The organism is Microcoleus sp. PH2017_12_PCY_D_A (assembly GCF_020738565.1).
Classification (GTDB): domain Bacteria; phylum Cyanobacteriota; class Cyanobacteriia; order Cyanobacteriales; family Microcoleaceae; genus Microcoleus.
In genome coordinates this window covers 1-24348 of sequence record NZ_JAEQCI010000034.1, presented here as the reverse complement: position 1 = coordinate 24348, position 24348 = coordinate 1, and the positions used below count along the sequence as shown (strand labels likewise).

Annotated in this window: 27 protein-coding genes; 15 read left to right on the top strand and 12 right to left on the bottom strand. The window is 46.5% G+C overall.

What is annotated here, in order from left to right; translation table 11 throughout:
* Positions 1–26 precede the first annotated feature (26 nt).
* The gene (locus JGK39_RS10590; RefSeq protein ID WP_293180413.1) at positions 27–329 is read right to left on the bottom strand and encodes a helix-turn-helix domain-containing protein; all 303 of its coding nucleotides are present in this window, start codon (positions 327–329) and stop codon (positions 27–29) included.
* A gap of 120 nt (positions 330–449) precedes the next feature.
* Here JGK39_RS10590 and JGK39_RS10585 point away from each other — a divergent pair, with 120 nt between their 5' ends.
* Complete coding sequence (locus JGK39_RS10585; protein WP_293180416.1) at positions 450–674, top strand: hypothetical protein; 225 nt, start codon at positions 450–452, stop codon at positions 672–674.
* Positions 667–1134 carry a hypothetical protein gene (locus JGK39_RS10580; RefSeq protein WP_293250310.1) on the top strand — a complete coding sequence of 156 codons (468 nt, stop codon included), beginning with the start codon at positions 667–669 and terminating at the stop codon, positions 1132–1134. Before JGK39_RS10585 ends, JGK39_RS10580 begins: the two co-directional genes overlap by 8 nt.
* Before the next feature lie 178 nt (positions 1135–1312).
* Here JGK39_RS10580 and JGK39_RS10575 read toward each other — a convergent pair whose 3' ends face one another.
* The 3 genes from JGK39_RS10575 to JGK39_RS10565 form a co-directional block, all read right to left on the bottom strand.
* A complete protein-coding gene (locus JGK39_RS10575) occupies positions 1313–2128 on the bottom strand; it encodes a class I SAM-dependent methyltransferase (protein WP_293250307.1) in 816 nt (271 codons plus the stop codon).
* Positions 2129–2180: 52 nt separating this feature from the next.
* Positions 2181–2603, bottom strand: coding sequence for a GNAT family N-acetyltransferase (locus tag JGK39_RS10570; RefSeq protein ID WP_293250304.1), 423 nt, complete (start codon positions 2601–2603; stop codon positions 2181–2183).
* A gap of 497 nt (positions 2604–3100) precedes the next feature.
* On the bottom strand, positions 3101–4324 hold the full coding sequence (locus tag JGK39_RS10565) for a class I SAM-dependent methyltransferase (RefSeq protein ID WP_293250301.1): 1224 nt from the start codon (positions 4322–4324) through the stop codon (positions 3101–3103).
* 237 nt (positions 4325–4561) lie between these two features.
* Between JGK39_RS10565 and JGK39_RS10560 the strand changes: the two genes are divergently transcribed.
* The 4 genes from JGK39_RS10560 (at position 4562) to JGK39_RS10545 (ending at position 8771) form a co-directional block, all read left to right on the top strand.
* Entirely contained in the window at positions 4562–4828 is a 267-nt protein-coding gene (locus JGK39_RS10560; RefSeq protein ID WP_293250298.1) for a hypothetical protein, read from the top strand.
* Positions 4829–4958: 130 nt separating this feature from the next.
* Complete coding sequence (locus JGK39_RS10555; RefSeq protein ID WP_293250295.1) at positions 4959–7739, top strand: phycobilisome rod-core linker polypeptide; 2781 nt, start codon at positions 4959–4961, stop codon at positions 7737–7739.
* A 290-nt stretch (positions 7740–8029) separates the two neighbouring features.
* The gene (locus JGK39_RS10550; protein WP_293206199.1) at positions 8030–8263 is read left to right on the top strand and encodes a hypothetical protein; all 234 of its coding nucleotides are present in this window, start codon (positions 8030–8032) and stop codon (positions 8261–8263) included.
* Positions 8256–8771 (top strand): hypothetical protein, encoded by a 516-nt coding sequence (locus tag JGK39_RS10545; RefSeq protein ID WP_293250292.1) that lies wholly within the window; start codon positions 8256–8258, stop codon positions 8769–8771. The genes JGK39_RS10550 and JGK39_RS10545 overlap by 8 nt, the downstream gene beginning before the upstream one ends.
* Before the next feature lie 141 nt (positions 8772–8912).
* On the opposite strand, the gene JGK39_RS10540 is transcribed toward JGK39_RS10545, so the two are convergent.
* Positions 8913–9797, bottom strand: coding sequence for a LysR family transcriptional regulator (locus JGK39_RS10540; protein ID WP_293296277.1), 885 nt, complete (start codon positions 9795–9797; stop codon positions 8913–8915).
* Positions 9798–10204: 407 nt separating this feature from the next.
* Here JGK39_RS10540 and JGK39_RS10535 point away from each other — a divergent pair, with 407 nt between their 5' ends.
* Entirely contained in the window at positions 10205–10885 is a 681-nt protein-coding gene (locus JGK39_RS10535; protein ID WP_293250288.1) for a type 1 glutamine amidotransferase domain-containing protein, read from the top strand.
* 91 nt (positions 10886–10976) lie between these two features.
* On the opposite strand, the gene JGK39_RS10530 is transcribed toward JGK39_RS10535, so the two are convergent.
* The gene (locus JGK39_RS10530; RefSeq protein WP_293250286.1) at positions 10977–11171 is read right to left on the bottom strand and encodes a hypothetical protein; all 195 of its coding nucleotides are present in this window, start codon (positions 11169–11171) and stop codon (positions 10977–10979) included.
* 423 nt (positions 11172–11594) lie between these two features.
* On the opposite strand from JGK39_RS10530, the gene JGK39_RS10525 reads away from it, so the two are divergent.
* The 4 genes from JGK39_RS10525 (at position 11595) to JGK39_RS10510 (ending at position 15091) form a co-directional block, all read left to right on the top strand.
* Positions 11595–12971 carry a P-loop NTPase fold protein gene (locus JGK39_RS10525; protein WP_293250284.1) on the top strand — a complete coding sequence of 459 codons (1377 nt, stop codon included), beginning with the start codon at positions 11595–11597 and terminating at the stop codon, positions 12969–12971.
* Between the two features lie 392 nt (positions 12972–13363).
* The gene (locus JGK39_RS10520) at positions 13364–14341 is read left to right on the top strand and encodes a shikimate dehydrogenase (RefSeq protein WP_293250282.1); all 978 of its coding nucleotides are present in this window, start codon (positions 13364–13366) and stop codon (positions 14339–14341) included.
* A 131-nt stretch (positions 14342–14472) separates the two neighbouring features.
* A complete protein-coding gene (locus tag JGK39_RS10515) occupies positions 14473–14904 on the top strand; it encodes a hypothetical protein (RefSeq protein ID WP_293250280.1) in 432 nt (143 codons plus the stop codon).
* 28 nt (positions 14905–14932) lie between these two features.
* Positions 14933–15091: a hypothetical protein gene (locus JGK39_RS10510; protein ID WP_293296275.1), complete on the top strand. Its 159-nt coding sequence runs from the start codon at positions 14933–14935 to the stop codon at positions 15089–15091.
* A gap of 119 nt (positions 15092–15210) precedes the next feature.
* Here JGK39_RS10510 and JGK39_RS10505 read toward each other — a convergent pair whose 3' ends face one another.
* The 3 genes from JGK39_RS10505 to JGK39_RS10495 all read right to left on the bottom strand — a co-directional run bounded on the left by JGK39_RS10505 (position 15211) and on the right by JGK39_RS10495 (position 16556).
* Positions 15211–15498: a YggT family protein gene (locus JGK39_RS10505; protein ID WP_293250278.1), complete on the bottom strand. Its 288-nt coding sequence runs from the start codon at positions 15496–15498 to the stop codon at positions 15211–15213.
* Between the two features lie 209 nt (positions 15499–15707).
* On the bottom strand, positions 15708–16031 hold the full coding sequence (locus JGK39_RS10500; RefSeq protein WP_293250276.1) for a hypothetical protein: 324 nt from the start codon (positions 16029–16031) through the stop codon (positions 15708–15710).
* Positions 16032–16187: 156 nt separating this feature from the next.
* Positions 16188–16556, bottom strand: a complete 369-nt coding sequence (locus JGK39_RS10495) for a YkgJ family cysteine cluster protein (RefSeq protein WP_293250274.1) — start codon at positions 16554–16556, stop codon at positions 16188–16190.
* 328 nt (positions 16557–16884) lie between these two features.
* Between JGK39_RS10495 and JGK39_RS10490 the strand changes: the two genes are divergently transcribed.
* The 3 genes from JGK39_RS10490 to JGK39_RS10480 all read left to right on the top strand — a co-directional run bounded on the left by JGK39_RS10490 (position 16885) and on the right by JGK39_RS10480 (position 18178).
* Positions 16885–17169: a hypothetical protein gene (locus tag JGK39_RS10490; protein ID WP_293250272.1), complete on the top strand. Its 285-nt coding sequence runs from the start codon at positions 16885–16887 to the stop codon at positions 17167–17169.
* A 36-nt stretch (positions 17170–17205) separates the two neighbouring features.
* Positions 17206–17859 carry a Uma2 family endonuclease gene (locus JGK39_RS10485; protein ID WP_293250269.1) on the top strand — a complete coding sequence of 218 codons (654 nt, stop codon included), beginning with the start codon at positions 17206–17208 and terminating at the stop codon, positions 17857–17859.
* 178 nt (positions 17860–18037) lie between these two features.
* Positions 18038–18178, top strand: a complete 141-nt coding sequence (locus JGK39_RS10480) for a photosystem II reaction center protein Ycf12 (protein WP_293180474.1) — start codon at positions 18038–18040, stop codon at positions 18176–18178.
* A gap of 506 nt (positions 18179–18684) precedes the next feature.
* Here the strand turns inward: JGK39_RS10480 and recJ are convergent.
* Positions 18685–20760 carry a single-stranded-DNA-specific exonuclease RecJ gene (recJ, locus tag JGK39_RS10475; protein ID WP_293250266.1) on the bottom strand — a complete coding sequence of 692 codons (2076 nt, stop codon included), beginning with the start codon at positions 20758–20760 and terminating at the stop codon, positions 18685–18687.
* A 32-nt stretch (positions 20761–20792) separates the two neighbouring features.
* Positions 20793–20951 carry a hypothetical protein gene (locus JGK39_RS10470; RefSeq protein WP_293250263.1) on the bottom strand — a complete coding sequence of 53 codons (159 nt, stop codon included), beginning with the start codon at positions 20949–20951 and terminating at the stop codon, positions 20793–20795.
* A gap of 41 nt (positions 20952–20992) precedes the next feature.
* Here JGK39_RS10470 and JGK39_RS10465 point away from each other — a divergent pair, with 41 nt between their 5' ends.
* Complete coding sequence (locus JGK39_RS10465; RefSeq protein ID WP_293250260.1) at positions 20993–21898, top strand: bestrophin family ion channel; 906 nt, start codon at positions 20993–20995, stop codon at positions 21896–21898.
* A 399-nt stretch (positions 21899–22297) separates the two neighbouring features.
* Here JGK39_RS10465 and lnt read toward each other — a convergent pair whose 3' ends face one another.
* Positions 22298–24088, bottom strand: coding sequence for an apolipoprotein N-acyltransferase (gene lnt, locus JGK39_RS10460; RefSeq protein ID WP_293262682.1), 1791 nt, complete (start codon positions 24086–24088; stop codon positions 22298–22300).
* Positions 24089–24348 lie beyond the last annotated feature (260 nt).

The window sequence follows — 24348 nt, the reverse complement described above, 5'->3', positions numbered from 1 at the left end:
TAATTGTGACATTATTCGATTCTAACTCAAGGTAAAATTGAGCTATTTTCCGTATCTTCATTTCCTGTCAAATTAATCGGGCCAAAATCATCAGGAACCTCATCAAAAGATTGAATCTGCAATAGGCGCATCATCAGTTTCCACTGACGGGGTGTTGGTTTTGCTTCCGTTTCACCCGAAATCCAACGCTGGTAAGTACGCAGCGGAATCCCGCAATGCACGGCAAATTCAGCCTGAGATAGCTTTGTTCGCTCAATTCTCAAAGCCTCGATCGGCGATGCGCTCTCTTGTGGTCTTGTATCTTTTTTCGTCAAATATTGGCGCGTCATATTGACGTATTCTCCGAAATAACTCTATCATATCGGGTACGCCTTGGCGCAGTGCTCGAATCACTACACCAAAGCGATTCCCCCAATGTTGTCAACTCAACACTCGGAGTAATATCAATAATGCCAAAAAAACCAACTTGGTTGCGTTATGACCCAGATGAGGATATTTCCCGTCACGCAGCCGCCGATGATGAATGCTGCTACGAAATGGAGGCTAAATATGGATGGACACTCAAGAGGATAGAAAAACTTCAGGGTGACACCTTGAGGGCCGATTGCGTGTTCGAGGGTAAGACAGAATTTCCTCAGCCGTTTCACGAACAGGAAGATGACGACGATGCGTAAATACATTGTTTTTAGAGCCGAAGGGCGGCAACCGGGATGGGAAGATAGAATGCTATCTCACACTCATTCTCTGACTCGCATTCTTGCTGAATACTTTGATTCGTCCGATCGCCCGATCCCGCAACCAGGATACAGGCCAACTGAGTTTGTCAGGGTTGAAGCCGAACACGAACCAAATTTCCACGGTTGGAGTACCCATTACAAAACCGGAGATTGGGAAGTTGCGAGAGTGGAAACCTACACCTCTGATACTGAAGGTAGTTCGAGCGAATTCGGCACTGAAGGTAGTTCGAGCGAATTCGGCATGGTAGTTATCTGCTATTGTCGCTACAATCCGATCGGCTCACAGCTCAAACCAATGCCCGATCGCCTGGTGTCGATAGATAGTTTCGGTGGCGACAGGGAAGCCTACGAAACTTGGTTAGAATCTCAAAAAGATCGGCAACCTGCTGAAGTATAGTTAGGTAAATAGAAGGGCGATCGCTCACTCTTTGATTGACCAATTTCAGTCAAGGAATCTCGCCCTTCCACCAACCAATCTAACTAAAGGGAGATGATTGATTTTCAATTTGGGATTGGCGATTCGGTATGTCGGGCGATCGCTACGCACCTGATAGTGCTAACTAACAGTAGATTCATCATTTCTGCGCTACAGCGTACAAGACATTTACATCTAGTGCAGAAACTTCATTTGTTCGCAGAAATTGCAGATTTACTTGTCGCACACGTTCCCTGGTAGCTGGATCGAGTTGGTCGATCGTACCCCGGAATCCTGCACCTAAAACTATTGTCCACCAATCCTCTGGAGAAGTGAGTTCGTGAGTGCCAACTTCTTCAAAAACTTTTACGTTTGTCGCGCCACCTGATTCTAGTAGTGCTTGCAGCGAAGCAGAATTATTAATCCGATCCCACGGCGTAAATTTCCGATATAAATCTGGTCGTTCAGCCTCAATTGCACTCCAAAATATTTGATTTGCAGGTTCAAATACCTTTGTTCCCCAAGAGGTAATGGCGAGTTTCCCGCCTGGGCGAACCATACGCCAAAGTTCTTGAACTGCTGCTAGCATATCTGGAACAAAGAAAATCCCAAAAACGCAAACAATTGCATCAAAACTGGCGCTGGGGAAACCTAGATTTTCAAAATCGCCATATCGAAACTCAATATTTTCAAGCCCTTGTTGTTGTGACTTGTGACGTGCCAGTGCTAGAAGGGATTCGGCCAAATCTACCCCCAACACTTGTCCGTTAGCGCCTGCACATATGGCTGCGGGAATTGCAGAAGCACCACTCCCGCAACAAACATCCAAAATGCGATCGCCCGGACAAAGCGAAAGTCGATCGATTGTTTGCTGTCCGAAGCGATTCCAGAAAGATAAAGCTGGATCGTCAAAGCGATCGGATGCTGCATTAAAAACATTTTCTATTCGGGCGATCGTCTCTTGTTTGTTAAGCATCGATCGAACGGCTCCTTACTTTCAATATTTCAGTCAGTTACTCTTACACAGACTATAACAACTTTTCCATAAATATATCGCATGAACTATCGTTGTATTTCTCAATTGGGTAAAAGCCGAGCCTCTTGTAAAGTTTAAGTGCCTGTGGTTGTCGCTCCTCTTTTGCGAGGTCAAGTCTCACTTTCCTATAACCTACCTGTATTGCAAAATCAAAGAGCATTTGAGCCATTTTCCAGCCCCATCCTTGTCCTCGATACTCTTTAAGGAACCACATACGTTTAAGTTCGCAGATTTCAGCGTTGAGTTTTCGGATTGCTCCAGTACCTACAACCTTCTCGTTGTCCACCAGTACCAAGAACACACCACTATTATCGAAATAGTGCGATCGCAGATCCTCAATATCGGACATTGAATCATAGCGCCTCAAATCTTTTTCAGTGAGGATATCTTGCCAAATCTCTAGAGAAACTACCATAACGATTTGCTTGGCTTGTTCGATCTCATATTGCTGGATTAATCTAATCTCAACCCTTGGGATAACCGTAGTTAGTAGCTGTAGGGTGCGGATCCGTCGAAAATCCCTAACAAAAGATGGACAATCTCGCCCGCGACGCACCTCACACAATCGTTAAAAAAACAACAAAACACTTTTTGGACAGCACTTTTTTGACTAATTGTACTATTTTAGGTTGATATTACCCGAAGTTGGTAACTTAAATTTGTGAGGTGCGTCAGTTCGGAGATTGTCGATTTTTAGCGGGAATTATGCGAACTGACGCACCCTACGACTTAACGGTGCGTCAGTTTGGAGATTGTTGATTTTTAGCTGAAATTTGTGAGGTGCGTCAGTTCGGAGATTGTCGATTTTTAGCTGAAATTATTTAAGCTGAGGCACCCTACGACTTAACGGTGCGTCAGTTCGTAGATTATCGATTTTTAGCGAAAATAACACTAACTGACGCACCCTACGACTCAACTCGGTGTTAGCAAAATTAGCTGTTTGGATAAGATCGATCGCACTTCATCCAATCCCACCTCCACATCCACCAAAATTTCCCCCACTGTCTTCCCACCACCTTGTAGGGGCGGTGCCCCCGTGCCCGCCCTGTCTGGGGGTGAACAACCTTGCAAAAACTCAAATTCCGCACTTGACAAATTGACCAATTGGTAGTTGCAATCAAACACTTGTTGACTCGGCCAACCGTGCATACAAACACTCAACTCTGGAATTGCCGCCAAAAGTGCTTTATCGTCCGACCAATCAATCTTATTAACAGGCTTTTTGCCCAAGAAAAACTCGTAATGAGTGATTTCCGTATCCAACAATTCAATTAATCGATAAAGTTCCCGTTCCGTCAAACCCCGAGCTCTTTCTATCAATTCCGGCGCTTTCCCCAAAAGTCTTTCTAACTGCCAATATCCCGGATTTGAAAACCCAATAAATTCCAATCCCGAAGCGTCGATTAACTCGAACAAAGTCTCGATATTGTAGTCAATTTCCTGCGGGTGAACGTACATATCCGCAAAACATTCGTCTCGCTGATTTTCTCCCGCCCAACGCTGTTTTTCGTACTTGACAAGACGGTTGTTTTCTGGTAAAGAAGCAAAGATATCACGACCGACTTTCACACCATCAGGATAGTCGCCTTTTTGCTTTCCTTGAAGAAGCGCGATCGCCCTTTGCATCAGTTGAATCTCCCAGCGTCCGAGTTCAGCATACACAAACACGTGCATCAAACCGCCCTCCGCCAACTTCGCCGCCAGCGATTGAATGCCCCGGATCGGATCGGGTAAGTGGTGCAGCACGCCCACGCAGTTGATCAAATCGAACTCGCCTTCTAACTCGGCGGCATCATAAATGCTGAGGTGGCGAAAATCTGCTTCGCGCGCTCCGGATCGCCTACAGCGTTCTTGTGCTACCTTCAAAGCACCGGAACTCAGGTCGATCGCCGTTACCGACGCTTCTGGGTTAAGGTGAATCAGATAATCCGTACTCGAACCCGTGCCACAGCCAGCATCTAAAATTCGGATATCGAGTTTTTGGGGCTTTTGACCGGTGCAAAAATTGTAAGCATCAGGCCAACTCCAGCGCCAGTTGTAGCCCGGGGGCGGTTCGTCGGACAAAGGATCGGGCGGAAAAGGGAAAGTATCGTAAAGCCGCCGCACGGCAGCACTGATATCGGGCGTAGTATCCATAGGTGAGCGATTAAGTGAGCGAGTTTTGAGATTGCCACGAACTCCGACAGAACGGCGCTAAGCGGTGCACTCCTTTTGCTTCTAGGCGAGTCAATCTAAAATCTAAAATCTAAAATCTAAAATCGACTGACAGCTTCCGCGTAATAAAACTTATCATTTTTTCTCATATAAGCTCTCTTAAATCTATACAATAAATCTCGGCAGGCTTTTTAACAAACGAGGACTGTCAATCACCCAATGCTGAGCTTTCGGGTAAGGCAGCGGCGTCTTTCGGCAGAAAGTAAAAAGCCCAGAAAAAGGCAGAAGGAAATTTTGGATTTTCTTTTTCCTGAATTGAGGGCACTTGCTGCGATCGTCGCAGGAGTCAGCTATCCTGCCTTTGTATTTTTTCCAGAAATGTACGGGCGAAGCAAGGGCGGAGCGACTGCCGGCGCCTGTCTTCGGGTCGGACATTTCCCGGCAGGACGAAAGATGAAACCAAAACATTTTAATCTAAGAAAGTAAGCGCCCTAACCTCGTGATAGGTCAAGGCAAAAAGTAAACAAAGCAAAAATACCTAATTTTACCTGCATGAGAAGGCAAGGTTAGTCTGGGTAAATGCTGCAACGATTTAGATAGGGAGCGAAGGAGTCTAATGACTGTAAAAGCAAGTGGTGGAAGCTCAGTTGCGCGTCCGCAACTATATCAAACTGTACCAGTCGCAACGATTTCGCAAGCTGAACAGCAAGACCGCTTCCTACAGCGGGGCGAACTCAGCGAACTGGCAAGTTATTTCAGTTCCGGTGCTCTTCGGATCGCGATTTCTGAGACGCTGACTAGAAACTCGGAACTGATAGTATCCCGCGCAGCCAACCGGATTTTTACCGGCGGTTCCCCGCTGGCATTTTTGGAAAGACCAGCAGAACCTGTGATGGCTGTGGCGGGCGCGACTCGCGGCGGCTCGGCGAATGTCTCTGAAGGCATGAAACTGGGAACTGTTACCTACGTTGAAGGTCGCGCAGGTGGCGGCGGTAACGGCTCGGGCGGGGGCGGCGGATTCTTGGGCTTGGGAAATCTGTTTTCTGCTAACGGCGGCGGCGGCGGCCCAATTCCACCAGGATTCCAGCCGATTAATGTCTCGCGCTACGGCCCGAGCAACATGACTAAATCTCTGCGGGATTTGAGCTGGTTTTTGCGCTACATTACCTACGCGATCGTCGCTGGCGACCCGAACATTATTTCGGTGAACGTGCGCGGATTGCGGGAAATTATCGAAAATGCTTGCTCTTCGGCGGCTACAATTGTGGCAATGCAGGAAATGAAGGCTGCATCGTTGGGCTATTTCAAGAATGATGAGGCCTCCCGCGCGATCGTCGCACAGTATTTTGACGTAGCAATTACTGAATTCAAAGCTCCGACACCTTCAGACAAGGTGCGCCAGCGCGAAAGCAACGACCAACAAGGGCTGCAACTGCCTCAAATCTACTTCAACGCGGCGGAGAGACGATCGAAATTCGCGATGAAAACCGGTCTGTCTTCGAGCGAAAAGCAAGAAATAGTCAAAGCAGCTTACCGCCAAGTATTCGAGCGCGACATTACCCGCGCCTACAGCCAAAGCATTTCTGACCTTGAATCTAAGGTCAAAAACGGCGAAATCTCGATGAAAGAGTTTATCCGCCGTTTGGGTAAATCTCCTCTGTACCGCCAGCAATTCTACGAGCCGTTTGTTAACAGCCGCGCTGTAGAACTGGCGGCCCGCCACTTCCTCGGCCGCGGTTTGAGCTCGCGGGAAGAGTTTAGCAAGTATTTTGCGATCGTCACTAAAGGCGGCCTGTCAGCCCTCGTAGACGCAATGGTTTATTCCCAGGAATATTCCGACTACTTCGGCGAAGAAACAGTGCCTTACCTGCGCGGTTTGGGCCAAGAAGCTCAGGAATGCCGCAACTGGGGCCCGCAAATTGATTTGTTCAATTTCAGCGCTCCGTTCCGCAAGGTGCCTCAGTTCATCACCTTGTTCGCAGGCTACACCCAGCCGCTGCCAGACCAGCACGTTTACGGTGTGGGCAATGACCCGCTGGAAATTCAGTTTGGTGCGATTTTCCCCAAAGAAACTCGCAACCCCAGGAACCGTCCGGCTCCCTTCGGCAAAGACACTCGCCGGATCTTGATCCGTCAAGGTGCGGGGATTGAAAATCAATTGAGCAACCCGGCGGCTCGCGGTAAGAACCCCGGTTCTCTCGGCCCCAAGGTCTTTAAACTAGACCAGTTACCAGGCGGCTATGTGGCTTCCAAGAAAACTGCCCGCGGTGTCTCTAGCAGCTACAGCAGTGCTTCCAGTGTCAAATTTAGCGAAAGCTCCACCCAAGCGGTGATTCGGGCTGCTTACCTGCAAGTGTTCGGTCGCGAGGTGTTCGACGGCCAGCGCCAAAAGGTCGCGGAAATTAAGCTGGAAAACGGCGACATCACGATGCGCGAGTTTATTCGGATGTTGGCGAAGTCTGATGTGTTCCGCAATATGTACTGGAGCAAGCTCTACGTTTGTAAGGCGATCGAGTACATCCACCGCCGACTCCTGGGACGCCCTACCTACGGCCGTCAGGAAATGAACGCTTACTTTGACATTTGCGCTAAGAAGGGTTTCTACGCGCTGGTTGACGGCATCATGGACAGCATGGAGTACAACGAAGCTTTCGGGGAAGATACTGTCCCCTACGAGCGCTACGTGACTCCGGGCGGTTTGTCGATGCGGACGATGCGATCGAGTTCCTTTGGCGAGAAAAAGGTCAATCTTGAGCCGGCGACAGAAACACCTCGGTTTATCGAACTCGGTGTTGCGAGCAATCTCGGCGATATCGAGTTGCAAAATCGCCTCGCTCAAGGTGTCAGCAAGCGGCGCGAACAAACTAAGATGTTCAAGCTGACAAGCACTCAAGACAAAGTAGCTTTGAAAAATTTAATTCAAGCTGCTTACCGTCAAATTTTTGAGCGCGACATCAACTCCTATGTTGTGAAGAATGAATTCACAGCGCTGGAAAGCAAACTGGGTAACAATGAAATCAATCTCAAAGAATTCATTGAAGCTTTGGGCTGCTCGTCGCTGTACGTCAAACAGTTCTACGCACCTTATCCAAATACTAAGGTGATTGAGTTGGGAACGAAGCACTTCTTGGGCCGCGCTCCCCGCAATCAAGCTGAGATTCGGACTTACAACCAAATCCTGGCAAGTAAAGGGATTAAGGGCTTTATCAACGCGATGTTGAACAGCGTTGAATATGCTGAGGCTTTTGGTGAGGATGTTGTTCCTTACCGCCGCTTCCCGACTCTACCGGCTGCTAATTTCCCGAATACGGAAAGGCTGTACAACCAGTTGACTAAGCAGAATGCTGATGTGGTGGTTCCGAGTTTTGAGCCTGTGGCTGCTACTGACAGAAGCTAGATTGTTTTGAGGTTTGAGATGTTAAGTTACTTGTAATTTAATATCTCAAATTAGTTGAAGGGCTGGTGTAATTACTAGCCCTTTTTTTGTATGATTTGGACGTTTTTTTACCGCAGAGGGCGCAGAGAGCGCAGAGTGAGGAAAGAGAGTGTGTGCTGGGAGTTGTTTGCTTCATATAACTTGGCATTTCTATAATATAAATTATGTGAATGCGCCCCGGTGAGTGAGGACACACTCAACCGAGACGACTTCTCCAAAGTCCGACTATCCGAACTAGGAGTAACTTAAGTATGCCAAAACCCAGATACGACGAGGAGAAAGATGAAACCCGCCATGCGGCAGCGAATGAAGAATGCTGCGAGGATATGGCAGATAATTACGGGTGGACGCTGAAGCAGGCAGAGCTAGTCGCAACTGATGTTTTACCTGTTGATTGCGTTTTCGATGGGTACTGCGAGTTTCCACCCTCTCGCATGGATTTAACGCAAGGCGACTACTTCAAGGAGGACAAAGAAGATGCGTAAACTGATTCTGTTCAAAGCGGATAAAGGTGAAATTGAAAAGTATCGTCAGAAGACTGAGACACAAATCGGAAAGTCGTTTTACCGCATTGCAAATGTGGATTCAGTACCCTGTTTGATCAACACCATTGCAGAACACTACGACTCTAGCGACAAACCTGCTCCTGCGATCGGACACCGACTGACGGAAACAGTGCCAGAAAACCGGGACTCCTTTCGAGATAGTGGCTGGGAAGTTGTTCGGGTGGAAGAATACACCCCTGAAATTCCGCCTCCCTATGGTGCAGGGTTTGATACAATTTGCATTTGCTACTGCGCTTATAAGCCTTTAGTACCTGAAGATGTCTGGATGAAAAAGGCTCACCGCCTTGCTCCATCCCTAGATTCTTTTGGTGGTGATGAAAAGGCTTATCAGGAGTGGCTAGCTACTCAGTCGGAGGAAGCGCAGGCTGAATCGAAATCGGCAACGGAGTGGCTCAAGACTCAAGAAAAACAGCCGGCTGAGGTGTAGTAAAAGAGTCGATACCCGCTCTCCTCTAGGGCGGATACCACTTCGAGATATAGAACCGATTTGACCTCTTTTCGCGATCGCCCTACCCGGAAATCCCAACTGGGGATGCAAATCCAGAGGCTCTGTTTCGTGTTTATAAAATTATTGAAATTTGCAAATTTCTAACATCCGTTTGATTTTTGGCAACTGTCTTTCAGATTTCCGAAAAGCCAGCCAGAGGCGATTTTTGACTGTTGGTGACGGTTTAAGCACAAGTGTTAATCGATTTTCTTGCAACCAATCTACACACAAGTAGTCGGGAAGAACGCTTAATCCAAATCCCGCTGCAACGGCTTGTCTGATTGCTCTTAAATCGGGAATAATTAGTTTGGGTTGAACGTCGATTCTTTTGCCAAATACCACGCGCCAAAAGCGGCGGGCGATCGGCAATTCTTCGCTGTAAGCAATCCACGGTTGGGTTAGCAGCCATTGAGCGATCGCATTTAAGTCTGTTTGGCTGATTTCTTCGGCAATCGGAACTTCCAAATTTGGCGGGCCGACGAGCCAAAAAGTTTCCTCGAATAATAATTGACATTCTATATCGGATAAAGTAATTTTTTGAGTGGCAATTACAATGTCGAGTTTTCCGGCTTTGAGTTGTGGGATTAATTCTGATGTTAATCCAAATTGCACTGTGTAAAAAGTGCGATCGTCCTGCGGCAGCCGATCGAGCATTCGTTCAGTAAAATATTCTGGCGGCGTACCGATTCTGATGGTTTGCGGAGTTTCGGCTGTGGAGTTTTTGTGGGGGACTGATTCGAGTTTCTCGATCGCGCCAGCAACTTGAGTATACAATCTTTGTCCCGCTTCCGTGGGAACCATCCGCCTCGGAGTCCTTTGAAACAAAGGATTTCCCAAAGCTGACTCCAAGGCTGCGACGTGTTGGCTGACAGCCGGTTGCGTGAGGTGGAGAACTTGGGCGGCGCCCGATACGGTTCCCACGCGGTAAACCTCGATAAAGCTGCGATACCACTCAAAGTTAATCATAGCGAAGGCACCGATTTGGACACGGATACACGGATTGATTGTTGAAGATTGGCATTTGCCATAAATTATTAGTGTCAACTTCAGCTTTTAGTCCATCACTTCTACTGCCCACCCGATAGTCCGCCAGGGGTTAAAAACCCCTGTCTAATAGCTAAAGTCCTCTAAAAGAGGACTAATGAGTTGAAAAATTATTCTTCTCATTCCTCTAAAAGAGGACTAACGAGTTGAAAATTCTTCTCTTCAGTCCTCTTTGAGAGGACTTTCGCTTTGAGGCAGGGGTTTAAACCTCTGCCGGACTACTATAACTATATTTATAGTTACACGAAACTTTTATAATTTGTATTTTAGATGAATTCGACCTAGGATGAAAACAACAAGCACAAAGACATCCGCAAAAGGAATCGAATATGACTAGCCAAAAAGTTCTGATTGTTTTAACCAGCCACGATACACTGGGCGATACTGGTAAAGAAACTGGTTTTTATCTCCCAGAGGTGACGCACCCGTTGGATGCTTTTACTCGGGCTGGATTAACCGTAGATTTTGTGAGTCCCAAAGGCGGCAAAGCCCCGATGGTTGGCATTGATTTGGAAGACCCGCTAAATAAGGCTTTTTTAGACGATTCCGAGCAGGTTTTGCGAGTCGAAAATACCCTCAATCCCGCACAAATTGACCCCGCAGAATACGGCGCTATTTTCTATGCTGGCGGACACGGGACGATGTGGGATTTCCCAAATAACGATCGACTGGCTGAGATTGCGGCTGCTATTTATGAAGCAGGCGGAATTGTTGGTGCTGTCTGTCACGGGCCTGCGGCGTTAGTCAATATTAAGCTGTCTGATGGCACATACCTGGTTGCTGACAAGACTGTGGCTGCTTTTACTAATGAAGAGGAAGCTGCTGTGGGACTGACTAATATAGTCCCGTTTTTGCTGGAGTCAACATTAATCGAACGCGGGGCGAAGTTTACCAAGGTTGCTAATTTTGAGGTTTGTGTGGTGGCGAGCGAGAGACTCGTCACAGGGCAAAATCCGGCTTCCGCCGCAGGTGTAGGCGAAGGAATGGTAGAATTAATTAATGCAAAATAGCACTTTGAAATCTGGTGAATCGGTACAGCTAACAGTTTCGGCAAGTTAATCTTGCTCGGTGAGAAATCTGTTGCGGGATTTGCTGATGCAATTAGATTTGAGGTTGGATATTCCCGCCAATCTTAACTGGATAATCCATCGGGGCGGGTGCAAGTGCTCGCCCTTTCTCCATTCGGTTAACCGTACTCAAATACCCAATTTTACTGGAGAACATTACCGCCCACTGTTCGTCTTTGATTCTAGCAGACAAATTCGCGATCGCCTGCTTCAGATCCTGTTCGGCCAATTCCCCGCAATCAATGTGTTAGTGGTGAGGACTTGAGTCCTCGGATTTTGGAGATAACTCAAGTCCTCACGCTCGAACCAATCAAGTTATTACTGATTTTTGTTCATTCCGTGACTGCAAAAAATAAGTAGGATTTTTGCTGGCGGATTCTGAGATACATCTAGATATTGACAGACAAATCAAACATCAAAAAAAACTAGCAATTTGTGCGGAGCGGTCAAATAGCTAAATGAAGAAGGTATTATACCAATTTAATGGATCGTTGCACATATCTAGATCCCCCTCGCATCCCCCTGATTGTCGGGGGACTTTGAGCGGAATCTTTTCCCCCCCTTATTAAGGGGGGTTAGGGGGGATCGGATTCTATGCAGCCTCATAAAAAATTGGTATTAGGGCATAATATTATAAAACACAGAACAGGGTATGGAACTAAATTTACAGAAATTTTATACGGCCTGCAATCCCAGCTACACTCTGGCTGTAGCAAATCAAGAAGACCGACAATACTATATCGATTTTTCGTCAGTGCGGGGCGGCACAATCGTAGAACAATTGGAGCGTACCATCAGCCGTCTCTCGCCGGATGTACCTACCTGTCAATTATTTACCGGTCACATCGGCTCGGGGAAATCCACAGAATTGCTGCGGCTGCAAGCTCAATTGCAGGAGCAAGGTTTTCATGTGGTTTATTTTGAGTCGAGTAAAGATTTAGACATGGCTGATGTTGATATCACTGACATTTTGTTGAGCGTGGCGCGTCAGGTGAGCGAAAGCATTGAGAAAATGAAAATCAAGCTGCAACCGACGGGTTTTAAAGCTTTGCTCAAGGGGGTTGCTGATGTTTTTCAAACTCAAATAGATCTGAAAGCGGGAGCTTCTGTCCCCGGTTTGGGTGAGGTAAATGCTAGCACGGATGGAGAGTTTTCTTTGTCTTTGGGTATTGGCAAAATTACTGCTAAGGCGAAAGATGCTCCGAATTTGCGATCGGAGTTGAGGCAATATTTGGAGCCCAGAACTAATGTAATTTTAGATGCGCTCAATAAGGAGTTGCTGGAACCGGCCAATCAAGAATTGAAACGCCAAGGTAAACAGGGACTTGTGGTAATTATCGACAATCTCGATCGCATACACCTGTGCGCGAAACCGACGGGGCGGTTGCAGCCGGAATATCTGTTTGTCGATCGCGGGGAGCAGTTGGCAAGACTGAACTGTCATGTCGTGTATACAATTCCTTTGGTGCTGATTTTCTCTAACGATTTGGGCCAGCTTAGCAATCGCTTCGGGGTAGATCCGAAGGTTTTGCCGATGGTGCCGGTGCAGTTGCATGACGGTTCTGAGTGTGGAGAGGGTGTGGAATTGCTGCGTCAGATGGTTCTGGCGCGGGCTTTTCCGACGGTGGAGGCTTCTGGGCGCTATGCTTTGGCGGGCAAAATTTTCGATTCTGGCGAAACACTCGATCGCCTGTGTCGAGTTAGCGGGGGTCATGTCCGCAATTTGTTACAACTACTTTATAGCTGTCTGCAAAAACAAGACCCTCCTGTGTCGCGGGAAACTTTGGAAAATGTGATTGTTCAACGCCGTCACCAGCTTACTTTGGCGATCGAACCTGATGAGTGGAATTTACTGCGGCAAGTATCCGCTACCAAAACTGTCAGCGGGGAAACTAAATACCAAATTTTGTTACGCAGTCTCTGGGTGTTTGAATACCGTTACGGCGAGGATTACTGGTTTGATGTCAATCCGATTTTGGCTGATGCAAAGGAGTTTCGGGAAACAGAAAATGTGGCGCAACAGCTTTGAGTTGTAAAATACTCACAACTCCAATTAACTAGGTTTGTAGTGAGGACTTTAGTCCGCATAAATGAGCGGACTAAAGTCCTCACTACAAACCCTATTATCTTTGTGCAAATCAATATTTTTATTTAACTGAGTTGAATAATAAGTTCAAATCTCTGCTCGAAAAAGCTGTACAATAAATTCACAAGAATTAGTTTAATTCTTCCTTGTTCCTTCTTACTTATTCTTTCAAAAGGTAGTATCTTATTTTTGCATTTATAGTGCTGTCGAGAACTCGCGACAGCTCGCACGGAAGATAAAAAATGCTTCTTGTAAAAATGAGATACTCCCTTTCAAAATCCATCCGTTAAATCCGTTAAAAAATCCGTTGCCGAACTTCCTTCTTCCTTCAAACTATGATTAAAGGCACTACTAAACTGCTCGGAGTAATCGGTCATCCGATCGCACATTCTCTGTCCCCGGCGATGCACAATGCTGCCATTTCCCACTTGGGCGTCGATTTTGTTTACCTGCCATTTCCGGTAAAACCAGAGGATTTAAAGGCTGCGCTGGCAGGATTTGGGGCGATCGACCTTCGGGGATTTAGCATCACGATTCCTCACAAACAGGCAATCTTACCGCTGCTGGCCGAGGTTTCTCCCATTGCTAGGGCGATCGGGGCAGTCAACACCGTCTACCGCACTGACAAAGGTTGGTGCGGCACAAATACCGACGTAGAAGGCTTTCTCGCGCCCTTGCAAACCCCCCCAACCCCCCCTTGCCAAGGGGGGGCTAAAGACGCGACCTTTCCCTTAGAAAGAGACAATACGGCTGTTGGATCCTGTCCCCCCCCTTACCAAGGGGGGGCTAGGGGGGGTTCCGATTGGAGTCAGAAAGTAGCGGTAATTTTGGGGAATGGCGGGGCGGCGAGGGCTGTGGTGGCTGGATGCGCTCAATTGGGATTTGCAGAGATTCACGTTGTCGGCCGCAATACCCAAAATTTAGCCGAATTTCAGCAAAGTTGGGTGAATTCTCCGATGCCGGTGCAGAATTTGCAGGTGCATACTTGGGATAATTTGTCAATGTTGATTTCGCAGGCGGATTTGCTGGTGAATACAACTCCTGTGGGAATGTACCCGCACGGGGAAAAGTCGCCGGTTGCTGCTGCTGCGCTCGATCGAATGAAAGCAGGTGCGATCGCTTACGATCTCATTTACACCCCGAATCCTACTCAGTTTCTCAAAGATGCACAGCTTCGCGGGGCGATGCCGATTGACGGACTAGAAATGCTAGTTCAACAAGGAGCAGCAGCCTTGAAAATTTGGCTGGAGACAGAATCCGTCCCTGTGGATGTGATGCGCCAAGCCTTGGGCCAGCATTTAGGCTTAGACTGATGCCGTTTCCCTACAGCAAAGCAGTCTCCTCCTGGAGCCGGACACTCAAGATGCCGTTTCCCGGAGGAGGTTAAGAATTTGACCTTGAATTCGCGCTAAGCTGAGTAAAATATACTTACGCTGCAATTGTTATGAAATTTCGAGCTATCAGTCTTTTTTTTGCTACTTGCGCGATCGCAATTTTGAGTTTGGTAGTCACTCCACCAGCTTGGGCGCTCACGCCCATTAAACTTTCCGATCTTTCCTATCGCGAATGTCCGGCAGAAATGGCAGAAGGAACAGTTACCAGCGGTAGCTCTATGGAAGCTAATTGCTTTTTGATTACTGGGAAAGCTGAAAATACGAGCGGCAAACCTGTCGTTAATGCTGATATTTTTGGCCGCATTTATGATGCAGATGAAAATCCAGTGATGCAAAACCGGACTCGCTTAGGTTCTATCGAAGAAGTTCCTCCTGGAATTAGCGATTTTCAGCTCAGAATTTCCGTTGCAGCCAATCAACGAACACCTTTGCAGCTCAAGCAGTTTAAAGCTACAGGTTTTACTGGCGTGGTTCGCCGCTAAGGAAACTATGTGAGATTTTAGATAGTAGATGGCTGAGTTGCTTTCAATTTCTCAACTCTCATCTACGACAAACTCCCCGGTGCAAAAGCCGGGGAGTTTGTGTGAAAATCTCAAATCTCAAATTTTGTTGGCGGTGATATCTGCCAGCAGTTGGGAGCATCTCAGTTTGGCAATAACCATTTTTTAAAGAGCGGACTGAAGTCCCTACTACGAACCTTTTTTGATATCCCGACAGCACTGTAAATGCAAAACTGAGATGCTCCCCAGCAGTTCACGCTAGATGCTTAAAAATTTAAGCTTTTCTAACTAAAAAGCGGTTTGCAAGCTGCCCAAAAGACCGATCAGAATTTGCGAGCCAAACTGAAGTACAAAAAACGCAATCATTGGAGAAAAGTCAATCCCTCCTAAGGGGGGAATAATTGAGCGGAAGAGATTGAGGTAAGGATCTGTTAACTGACTCAAAATCGAAAACGGGGGGTCGTACCAATTGATGTTGGGGAACCAGCTTAACAGTACCCTAATAATCATCAGGACTAGATAGATTTGCAGAAATTGCGCTAGCGTGTTTGCCAAAAGGCCTATTGAATAAGTCATAAATTTTGGTTATCGTTTGGGTAAAGTTTACAGACACTTTAACTTTCAGTTTAGCATAGCTGTGGGTGAGGGAAGGCACAGAGGGTAGAGGGAGAGCAATTTTGTGGTTCCTTTTTGCTTTTGCCTTCGTTTTTAATGGGAAAAATGTGTGACAGCTAGTCGATCGCCCGCATTCTACTCCCCGACTGCTCTAAAATATTCAATCTTATTCAGGAGTCAGGGGCGATCGAACCCTCGCTATTGTGGGCTGGCGCGTTCCCGTTGACATCGCCGAGTTGCAGTCGCACGTCATCAATTGCCTGATTTAGCTGGGCAATTTTATCTTCCAAACTCAGCCTTGCTACTTCCATCCCTTCGGCTTCGAGTTGGCTGGCTTTCCTCTGGCGCATCTTTCTTGCTTTGGCGTCGGAAGGATCGCTCAGCAAAGCTTCAGCAGCCCGCCGCGACAGCACCGCACCCAAAACTGCCCCCACCAAGCCCCCAACTGCGGCTCCGGCAATAAATCCGCCTGTAAAACCCTCTCGATTGCTCATGGCTCAACTCAACTGCGCGATATTTCCTTGATTTGTCTATTTTTACACTCTCTGGAGCGATCGACCTGGAGAGGATTTGAGATTTTAGGTTTGAGATTGAAATACGATCTCGAAAAATGCTTCGGAAGCACAAAGCCCACAGGGGCATCAAGTCCGTTAATTGTCGGGTAAGGCGATAATTCCGACTTCAGAGTTGAAGCGAATCATCTCCAAAGATCGATCGCCATACATATCTTCAATGTGCTCCAAACAGCAGTCGATCGCAAAATCGTTCAACTCAGCAGGCTCAATGCCGTACATATCCTGAAACACTTCCTCGTCTACCCGACAAAAGCGCGGGCGATCGGCATAAATCCCGCATTCCCTCGTTTTTTTGTCAAAATTGATACACCAACCGTCATCTCCCACTAAGCTCAAGTAGACCGCTAATTCGTTTGTAGATAAATACTCGTCAAGGTCAGGGCGTTCTGTTGGGTCTAGGTAACAACAAGCACCGCACTGCTTTACGCAACGCCAAGTAGCCATAATTCGATTTTAGATTTTAGATTTTAGATTTTAGATTTGGAGCATTATCTCGAAAATGCCCAACTTTAATAGAAATTAAAGCCTTTCAAGTATATCAAGTGCCAGCCCCGCAGAAGGAGTTCGCGAAAAGATGGTTCGATTTTTGATTGCGAAAACTCTCCGGGAAAGGCATCCAGCCCTGGTTCCTGTACGGATGACTGTTTTATGCTTGGGGCTGGCTCTTTTTTGGCTGTGAGCTTTATCAAAATCTACAAGTACATCACTTGTCAAGTATGATGTACCTGATGGTAAATTGAAGCCTCGGTAGACAGTCGCGGATAATGTTGATATGTATAGACAACCGCGCGATATGGCTACCAAGCGACCAAGAACTACCATCAGCTTTGACTTTGACGAGTACAAGGAGTTAAAAATTTGGGCTGATTCTGAATTTCGTTCCATTCCTCAACTGGTTCTTGTCTTGGTCAAGAAAGCCTTGATAGAGAGGAATAAACGATCGTCAGATCCAGCCAGCGCACCTCCGAGTGAACCTGATAGCTCCGGACTCACAGAAACCAAACCCCCGCCAACTACCAAAGCTAAGCGGGGCAAGGAAAGTAAGGAAGCTGGCTAATATCTAGTATAAATCTAGCAAAGGAGGAACAACACCATGATCCAAGCCCAAACAATCCCCAAAACAGTCACTTTTGATGAGTTCGCAGCCTGGTATCCAGAGAACTCAGTTCACCGCTACGAACTACACAATGGAGTAATTGTCGAAATGCCTCTAGGAACTGGCCGCCATTCCGGTGTTACAGGTTTTATCAGCTTAAAAGTAGGAGTTGAAATTGACCGACGCGAATTACCTTACTGCATCCCTGGTGACTGCCTGCTTAAACCCACTCGCGATGAGGCTGGTTATCAGCCCGATGTAATTGTCCTAGATCAAGCATCTCTGGCAAAGGAACCGCGCTGGGAAAGGGAGTCCATCATCACGATGGGGTCTTCGATCCGACTGGCTGTAGAGGTCGTCAGCACGAACTGGCGAGATGATTACCATTTCAAATTTGCTGATTACGAAGAAATTGGCATCCCTGAATACTGGATTGTGGACTATTTGGGTTTAGGCGGCCGCAAGTTCATTGGGAATCCCAAACAACCCACCCTTTCAGTTTGCCAGTTAGTAGATGGGGAGTACCAGGTAAAGCAGTTTCGGGGCGATGACACTGTTGAATCGCTGGCTTTCCCAGAATTGAGGTTGACTGCGGAGTTGATTTTTCTGGCCGGCTTGCCTCCAAGCAGGCCTCACGATGAACCGGGCTAATTGCGATCGCCCAAACTCAGGGTTTTTTAGCCGAATTTGCGATCGCCCGCAGGTCGATCGTTCTTTACATTTTGTTGAATTTTGTAAACTTCCTTAAAAAAGAGGGCCGATCGCCCGGTAAAATCAGAAGCGGATTTTCTCATCAATCTAGACTTACTCACTACAGTCAGGAGGACACATGGACTTTATAACGGATCTTTTTAACGGCGGAGGCCCTGTAAACTTGCAACTTATTGTTCAGGTAGCTTTACTGGCAGCAGTCGTGCTTTCTGGCCCGATCGTGATTTTTCTGTTGGCAGCTAAAGGCGGCGACCTGTAATTATACCACGGCTGGCGATCGATAGTTGGGAGTTTTGGGTTTTAAATGTGATGCAAAATTCCCAAAGCTCGATCGCCACTCAAGTCAATTTGAGATTTTAGATTGTAAATTAGACTTCTTGCAAAAATAGTTAGGACGGGCTAGAAGCCCATCCCACAAAAATCTTTTTTCTTGTGGGATGGGCTTCTAGCCCGTCCCAAAATTTGATTAAAAGGACTTTTGCAATCTTGTCTATTGACTTGCAGCGCAGTAAATCTGCGACGTTGAATTTTGATCTCAAATTGTCGATTCGATCCTAACCTTCGTGTTGGGGGCTTGTACCTGTTTTTGGGCAGACTAATTTTCCCTAAATTTCACCCCGATGAATTAGGTTTACCAGAAAGAATTGGTTGAAAGCCGGAACACGAGTGAGGGAGAAATTAAAATAAGACTATTCATTGCTTCAATCCTCGGACTGACCGGAAGAGGTAGCTGTCAACTGTCAACTGTCAACTGTCAACTGAAGATCAAATACCGAGGGCGTGTTTAGCCGTTTGAATCAAATTCTCGAAAAAAGGTAGAGATACATCGACTTCCCTAGCATCCTGGCGGGAGTTACCCAACAAACCCATGCTTTGTCCAGGTTCAACAACCAAAACTTGCCCTTGAGAATTGCGAATTCTCAATTCCTCTTGAGAACCGGCGGGAGACAGACTACAAGAATAAGTGCGATCGCAATAATCAAACTCAACTTTTCCGAACACCGACGGCCTCGAACTAGCAGCACTTGCCGGTAGGCGGACACCCAACAATTCCAACTCAACCGAAGTCTTGCCATTAAAACTATTTTCCCGCAAGCGGTAAGCAATATCAACCCGCCGAGGCAACGGAAAATATTCGCCCCAACGCCACGCAATCCCCTTCAAACTAGCCGAACCTTTTTCATCTTGAGTTGCAGTTAGTTTAACATGACCTCCCTTACCAACAATTTTTTGTTCAGTAATACAAACATTAGGCGTCCAAAATACCGGAGACTTATTTTCAATCCCGCAAGGTTCGAGAGCATCTATTTGTCGGTAAAGGTCGAGATTAATCTCACCCAAATCCGCTCGCACATCTACTGAAACCAAGGGTTTGAGGTGTTCCGGCTGCAAACATTGATTCGCAAAAATTGACAGTTGCTTGCGGAATTGTTCAAGATTCTTGGCAGGCATCGAAAAACCGCCAGCCGCCTTATGTCCGCCAAATTTAGTTAATAAATCCGCGCAAAAATTCAGTCCGTCAAATACATTAAACTCAGGAATTCCCCTCGCCGAACCCCGGATGATATTACCCGTTTCGCCACCCTCATCCTCAAAAGTACCGATAAAAACGGGTACGCCGTAACGTTCGAGCAACCGAGATGCTACAATCCCAATCACCCCGTGGTGCCAACCGGGCTGCACGACAACTAAAACTCGTTCCTGCTGTAAATTGAGCGCACTTTTCTCGCACCAAGCAATCGCTTCCTGCTCAATTTCCTGGCACAACTCCTGTCGGTGCTGATTGATTTGTTCGCACTGCATCGCATTTTTAAGTGCCAATTCGCGATCGTCCGTTGTCAGCAACTCTATCACAATTTGAGGGTCAGCCAGCCGCCCCACAGCATTAATCCGCGGGCCCAGCCGAAAACCAATATCTTCAGGTTTTAAGGTATTGTTAGCTTGACTTTTTGAATTAAAAAGAGGTAAATTTTCCGCACTTGCAGGCTGCACTCCCGCCACCTGAATCAAAGCTTGAACTCCGGCTAATTGCGAGTGAGGCAAAAGTCGCAAACCCCGCTTTACCCAGCGGCGGTTAACTCCTGTCAGAGGCGCCAAATCTGCAATAGTTCCCAAGGTAAATAATTCCAGCAGCGGATTCACCAAGCCGCCAACTTTCTTCAAATCTTGAGCCAAAGTAATCGCCAAAACATAGGCAACGCCTACTCCAGCCAAACCCCGATAAGGCGAAGATTCTGCAATTAATTTTGGGTTGAGAATAGCATCAGCCGGGGGCAGTTTTGGCGGCAAATCGTGGTGGTCTGTAATAATAACTTTTACACCGAGTTCTCGTGCTCTTGCAACTGGGCCATAGGCTGCAATCCCGTTGTCTACCGTCAGAATCAGAGCCACACCTTCGGCATGAAATTCTTCTACAATGCGATCGTTAATTCCGTAACCTTCGTGCATCCGGCTGGGAATAGCATAATCAACATTCGCGCCCAAAGCCCTGAGAGCTCGCAGCAACAAAGCCGTGCTCGTCATTCCGTCAGCATCGTAGTCGCCGCAAATCGCAATTTTCTGCCCTGTCGCAATCGCCTCCCGCAACAATTTGACACTCGCAGCCAAATCGGGAAATTCATCCAGCGGCGCCGGCAAAACCAGAGATTCCGGTTCGATAAACCCTTGCACTTCTTCGAGAGAATCGATACCGCGATTAATAAGTACCTGTGCTAGCAAGCATGACAAACCGATTTCATTGGCAAACTGTTCGGCTTGCTGTGGTTGAGGCGAATAAATTTGCCACCGTTGGTTCGGCAATCGGGGAGAATGCGGGGGTACAGATGTCGGTAGCTCTGGCACGGAAGCTGAGGTCTAAAGATACATAACCAATCTTACCTAATTAAGTGTCTAATGAAATCAATATTAGATTGGCGATCGATCGCAAAGATGAGTTTTTTCGGTAAAATCCGAAGGTTGTTCGGATAAAGGCAGTGTCCCCAAAGTGCGATCGCATCTGAAAACAATGGCTGGCAGGCACTTGTCAAGTCCATACAGTGTCCAGTGCTAGATTTTATTTTAACAGGAGATTGTGATGATTTCAGAAAAGCGGCCCTGGTTTAAAGTTGCCTTCCAGTTTCAAGGGTCGATCATTTTTTTAATCTTGCCCCGCGTCATGCTGTGCGCTGGTTTTGGGTTGTTAATTTCGATGCTGTACTTTTTTAACCTCCCAGTATCCCTTCCCATCTTATCAACCATTGTTCCCAGTATAGTCCTCGGCTTATTGTTAGTTTTTCGGACAAATACGGCTTACGATCGATTTTGGGAAGGCAGGAGGTGCTGGGGAACCTTAATTATTGCAGTCAGAAATTTGGCGCGTCAAATCTGGGTATCTATTAGCGATCGAGAACCGGATGATTTAGAGAACAAAAAGTCTACTTTGCGATTATTAGTGGCTTTTGCCATAGCAATGAAATTGCACTTGCGCCAAGAACCCATTAGCTCAGAAATAGAGCCTTACGTACTGCCCCAACAGTATGAAAATCTCAAGAGAATGAACAATCCTCCCCTCGAAATTGCTTTTTGGATTGGGGATTATTTGACTATACAGTACGAGGCAAACAACCTCGATGTCTATCGACTATCGGCTATGAATCAATTAGTAAATAACATGATTGAGGCCTTGAGCGGTTGCGAGCGAATTTTGAGAACTCCTATACCTCTGGCTTATGCGATTCATCTCAAACAGCTACTCTTGCTTTACTGCTTGGCACTGCCTTTTCAAATGGTGAAGGATTTAACTTGGGGAACAGCTCCTGTGGTAGGTTTAATTAGTTTTGCTTTGTTCGGCATCGAAGAAATCGGCATTGAAATCGAAAATCCTTTCGGACACGATGCCAATGATTTACCTTTGGATAATATTTGTGCTACTATGCAGCGCAATATCAACGATTTAATTACTTTATCTCCTAGCGTTCATGCTAGGGTAAAAGAGCATTAGAGTCACTGGTCATTGGTCATTGGTCATTAGTCATTAGTCATTAGTCATTAGTCATTAGTCATTAGTCATTTTAGTCATTAGTCATTAGTCATTAGTCATTAGTCATTAGTCATTAGTCATTAGTCATTAGTCATTAGTCATCGGTCATTAGTCATTAGTCATTAGTCATCGGTCATTAGTCATTAGTCATCGGTCATTAGTCATTAGTCATTAGTCATTAGTCATTAGTCATCGGTCATTAGTCATTAGTCATCGGTCATTAGTCATTAGTCATTAGTCATCAGTCATCGGTCATTAGTCATTAGTCATTAGTCATTAGTCATTAGTTAACTGTAGCAGCACGTTCACTAATAACTCTGACTGTGCCAACAGATTTAATCAACTAGCTTCCGCCTAACATTAATTTCTAGGAATCAACCACATTAACCCAGCTAAAACTAACAATAAAGGCGTCAGCCAATCTCCCCACCGCACGTACAAAGTCCGAGTTTGCCGCCGATAAATAGTAGCATCTCGGACTTCATAGGTATTAATTCCAGACTTCCAAATCGTCTCGCCGCGAGGATTGACAAAAGCAGAGTAACCTGTATTAGTTGCGATCGCAGCCCATCGATCGGTTTCAATGGCTCGCATCACATCCAAAGCGTGATGCTGAGCCAGCATCGGCGGTTTGTAATGGGCATTATTGGAAGCTGTCAGCATAAATTCGCCTCCCTGGGCCGCCTGATATCGGAAAACTTCAGCAAACGCTGAATCGTAACAAATTCCGACAATGGCGCGGCCAAAGGGCGTATCAAACAATTGTTTTGAGTTTCCGTGTACTAAATGAGCATCTAAGGGGGACAGACGATTGATAATCCCGCCTAAGATTTCGTAAAAAGGGATGTATTCGCCTAAGGGTACTAGCTTGAGTTTATCGTAGCGGCTGATAATCTCTCCCGTGCGATCGATCGCCAATAAGCTATTTGTGATACTATTCTCTTGCTGTCCGAATCCTCCAACCCAAGCCAGGACACCGCGTTGGAGAATCGCTTGGTAAAAAGAAAGAGTAGAACGTTGATACTCATTTGTCCAGATAAAAGGCAAAGCCGTCTCTGGAAGTAACACAGCATCAACTTTTTTGTCAGCTAACTGTTTGTATCCAGCCGTATAACCTTCCAAAGCGCGCCGCCAACCACCTGAGTCAAACTTAATCTCGTTAGGAATATTGCCTTGAATAATCCCAATTTGTAAACCTGTTCCCGCCTCTTGAATTAAGGGGCGATTGTACAAACTCCAGCCGACAATATGCAAAACTAAAAATAAACCCGCAGGCAAAATATAAGCAACCCACTTCTTCCATCTTCCTTCTCCCTTCTTCTTTCTTTTTACCTTGAGCGAAGCCGAAAAGCCCTCCTCCTTTTTCATCCCATCCATTACATCCGTTACATCCGCTACACAATCCGTTGCCGAACTTCCCTCTTCCTTCTTCCCTCTTCCTTCAAGAAAAGCTTCGGCAATTAAGCCATTTACTGCTACAATTCCCGCTGTTACTGCGCTGGGCCCGGAGAGTTGACCGAGGTGCAATATGGCTAAGTTGTGCGGGCTTTGGGTGTATGATAGTGATGTCCACCACAGCGAACCGGTACTCCAAATACTTTCTAAGGCGCACCACAAAGCTGTACCAATTAACACGCGGGTTAACGCTAATAATTGAGTTCTACCCCCCCCAGCCCCCCCTTGTAAAGGGGGGGAGTTAAGAAGAGGATTTTTTATGAGTAAAGGGGGGGAGTTAAGAGTAAGAAGAGGATTTTTTATGAGTAAACTGAGGGAGTTTAGAATTACAAACAGCCACGCCCAAAGGGTAACTAATGCGGCTCCCCAGAGGGTGATGAAGGCCCAGCAAAAAAGTGCGATCGCCAAACTCGGCCACCAAGGAACTCCCAACCAAGTCATCGGGTGTATTCCCATAATCCAAGATAGGGCTAATCCGTGATAGCCGATTCCCCAGAGAGAAGGAAGAAGGAAGAAGGAAGAAGGAAGAAGGAAGAAGGAAGAAGGAAGAAGGAAGAAGGAAGAAGGAAAAAAGAGGATTTTTTTTTGTTTTTCTTCTATTTCTGGTCGTTCATAACTGACAATCAAAACCCATAGGGGAGCGAATGCTACCCAAGCTAACGGGCAAGCATTGAATGGTGCTGTTGTCAATGCCATCGAAATGCCGCCGAAAAGCGCGATCGCCCGGCCTAATATTGGAGATTTCTCAACCGCAAGTTTTTCGAGTTTAAGTCTTTTAAATATCGCCACTTTGATGATTATCAATTAAATATAATAATTCTTAATCAAGATATCATATCATAAAGGTTTGATCGTTCGGACTAAAGTCCAATGGCACTGCTCAAGTGAGCAAAAAAAAATCTGTAAGGCAATATCTACATAGATAATTGCCTTACAAACCAAAATATCTCCCTCTA

Bases quoted from the DNA above. Each gene is read 5' to 3' on its own strand.
- JGK39_RS10470 (WP_293250263.1), bottom strand. From the start codon at position 20,951: ATGGACTTGACAAGTGCCTGCCAGCCATTGTTTTCAGATGCGATCGCA.
- JGK39_RS10550 (WP_293206199.1), top strand. From the start codon at position 8,030: ATGCCAAAACCCAGATACGACGAGGAGAAAGATGAAACCCGCCATGCG.
- JGK39_RS10515 (WP_293250280.1), top strand. From the start codon at position 14,473: ATGAAATTTCGAGCTATCAGTCTTTTTTTTGCTACTTGCGCGATCGCA.
- JGK39_RS10570 (WP_293250304.1), bottom strand. From the start codon at position 2,603: ATGGTAGTTTCTCTAGAGATTTGGCAAGATATCCTCACTGAAAAAGAT.
- JGK39_RS10540 (WP_293296277.1), bottom strand. From the start codon at position 9,797: ATGATTAACTTTGAGTGGTATCGCAGCTTTATCGAGGTTTACCGCGTG.
- JGK39_RS10480 (WP_293180474.1), top strand. From the start codon at position 18,038: ATGGACTTTATAACGGATCTTTTTAACGGCGGAGGCCCTGTAAACTTG.
- JGK39_RS10560 (WP_293250298.1), top strand. From the start codon at position 4,562: ATGCTGAGCTTTCGGGTAAGGCAGCGGCGTCTTTCGGCAGAAAGTAAA.
- JGK39_RS10545 (WP_293250292.1), top strand. From the start codon at position 8,256: ATGCGTAAACTGATTCTGTTCAAAGCGGATAAAGGTGAAATTGAAAAG.
- JGK39_RS10520 (WP_293250282.1), top strand. From the start codon at position 13,364: ATGATTAAAGGCACTACTAAACTGCTCGGAGTAATCGGTCATCCGATC.
- JGK39_RS10565 (WP_293250301.1), bottom strand. From the start codon at position 4,324: ATGGATACTACGCCCGATATCAGTGCTGCCGTGCGGCGGCTTTACGAT.
- JGK39_RS10525 (WP_293250284.1), top strand. From the start codon at position 11,595: ATGGAACTAAATTTACAGAAATTTTATACGGCCTGCAATCCCAGCTAC.
- JGK39_RS10495 (WP_293250274.1), bottom strand. From the start codon at position 16,556: ATGGCTACTTGGCGTTGCGTAAAGCAGTGCGGTGCTTGTTGTTACCTA.
- JGK39_RS10575 (WP_293250307.1), bottom strand. From the start codon at position 2,128: ATGCTTAACAAACAAGAGACGATCGCCCGAATAGAAAATGTTTTTAAT.
- lnt (WP_293262682.1), bottom strand. From the start codon at position 24,088: ATGGCATTGACAACAGCACCATTCAATGCTTGCCCGTTAGCTTGGGTA.
- JGK39_RS10465 (WP_293250260.1), top strand. From the start codon at position 20,993: ATGATTTCAGAAAAGCGGCCCTGGTTTAAAGTTGCCTTCCAGTTTCAA.
- JGK39_RS10585 (WP_293180416.1), top strand. From the start codon at position 450: ATGCCAAAAAAACCAACTTGGTTGCGTTATGACCCAGATGAGGATATT.
- JGK39_RS10485 (WP_293250269.1), top strand. From the start codon at position 17,206: ATGATCCAAGCCCAAACAATCCCCAAAACAGTCACTTTTGATGAGTTC.
- JGK39_RS10535 (WP_293250288.1), top strand. From the start codon at position 10,205: ATGACTAGCCAAAAAGTTCTGATTGTTTTAACCAGCCACGATACACTG.
- JGK39_RS10505 (WP_293250278.1), bottom strand. From the start codon at position 15,498: ATGACTTATTCAATAGGCCTTTTGGCAAACACGCTAGCGCAATTTCTG.
- JGK39_RS10590 (WP_293180413.1), bottom strand. From the start codon at position 329: ATGACGCGCCAATATTTGACGAAAAAAGATACAAGACCACAAGAGAGC.
- JGK39_RS10580 (WP_293250310.1), top strand. From the start codon at position 667: ATGCGTAAATACATTGTTTTTAGAGCCGAAGGGCGGCAACCGGGATGG.
- JGK39_RS10500 (WP_293250276.1), bottom strand. From the start codon at position 16,031: ATGAGCAATCGAGAGGGTTTTACAGGCGGATTTATTGCCGGAGCCGCA.
- JGK39_RS10555 (WP_293250295.1), top strand. From the start codon at position 4,959: ATGACTGTAAAAGCAAGTGGTGGAAGCTCAGTTGCGCGTCCGCAACTA.
- JGK39_RS10490 (WP_293250272.1), top strand. From the start codon at position 16,885: ATGTATAGACAACCGCGCGATATGGCTACCAAGCGACCAAGAACTACC.
- JGK39_RS10510 (WP_293296275.1), top strand. From the start codon at position 14,933: ATGGCTGAGTTGCTTTCAATTTCTCAACTCTCATCTACGACAAACTCC.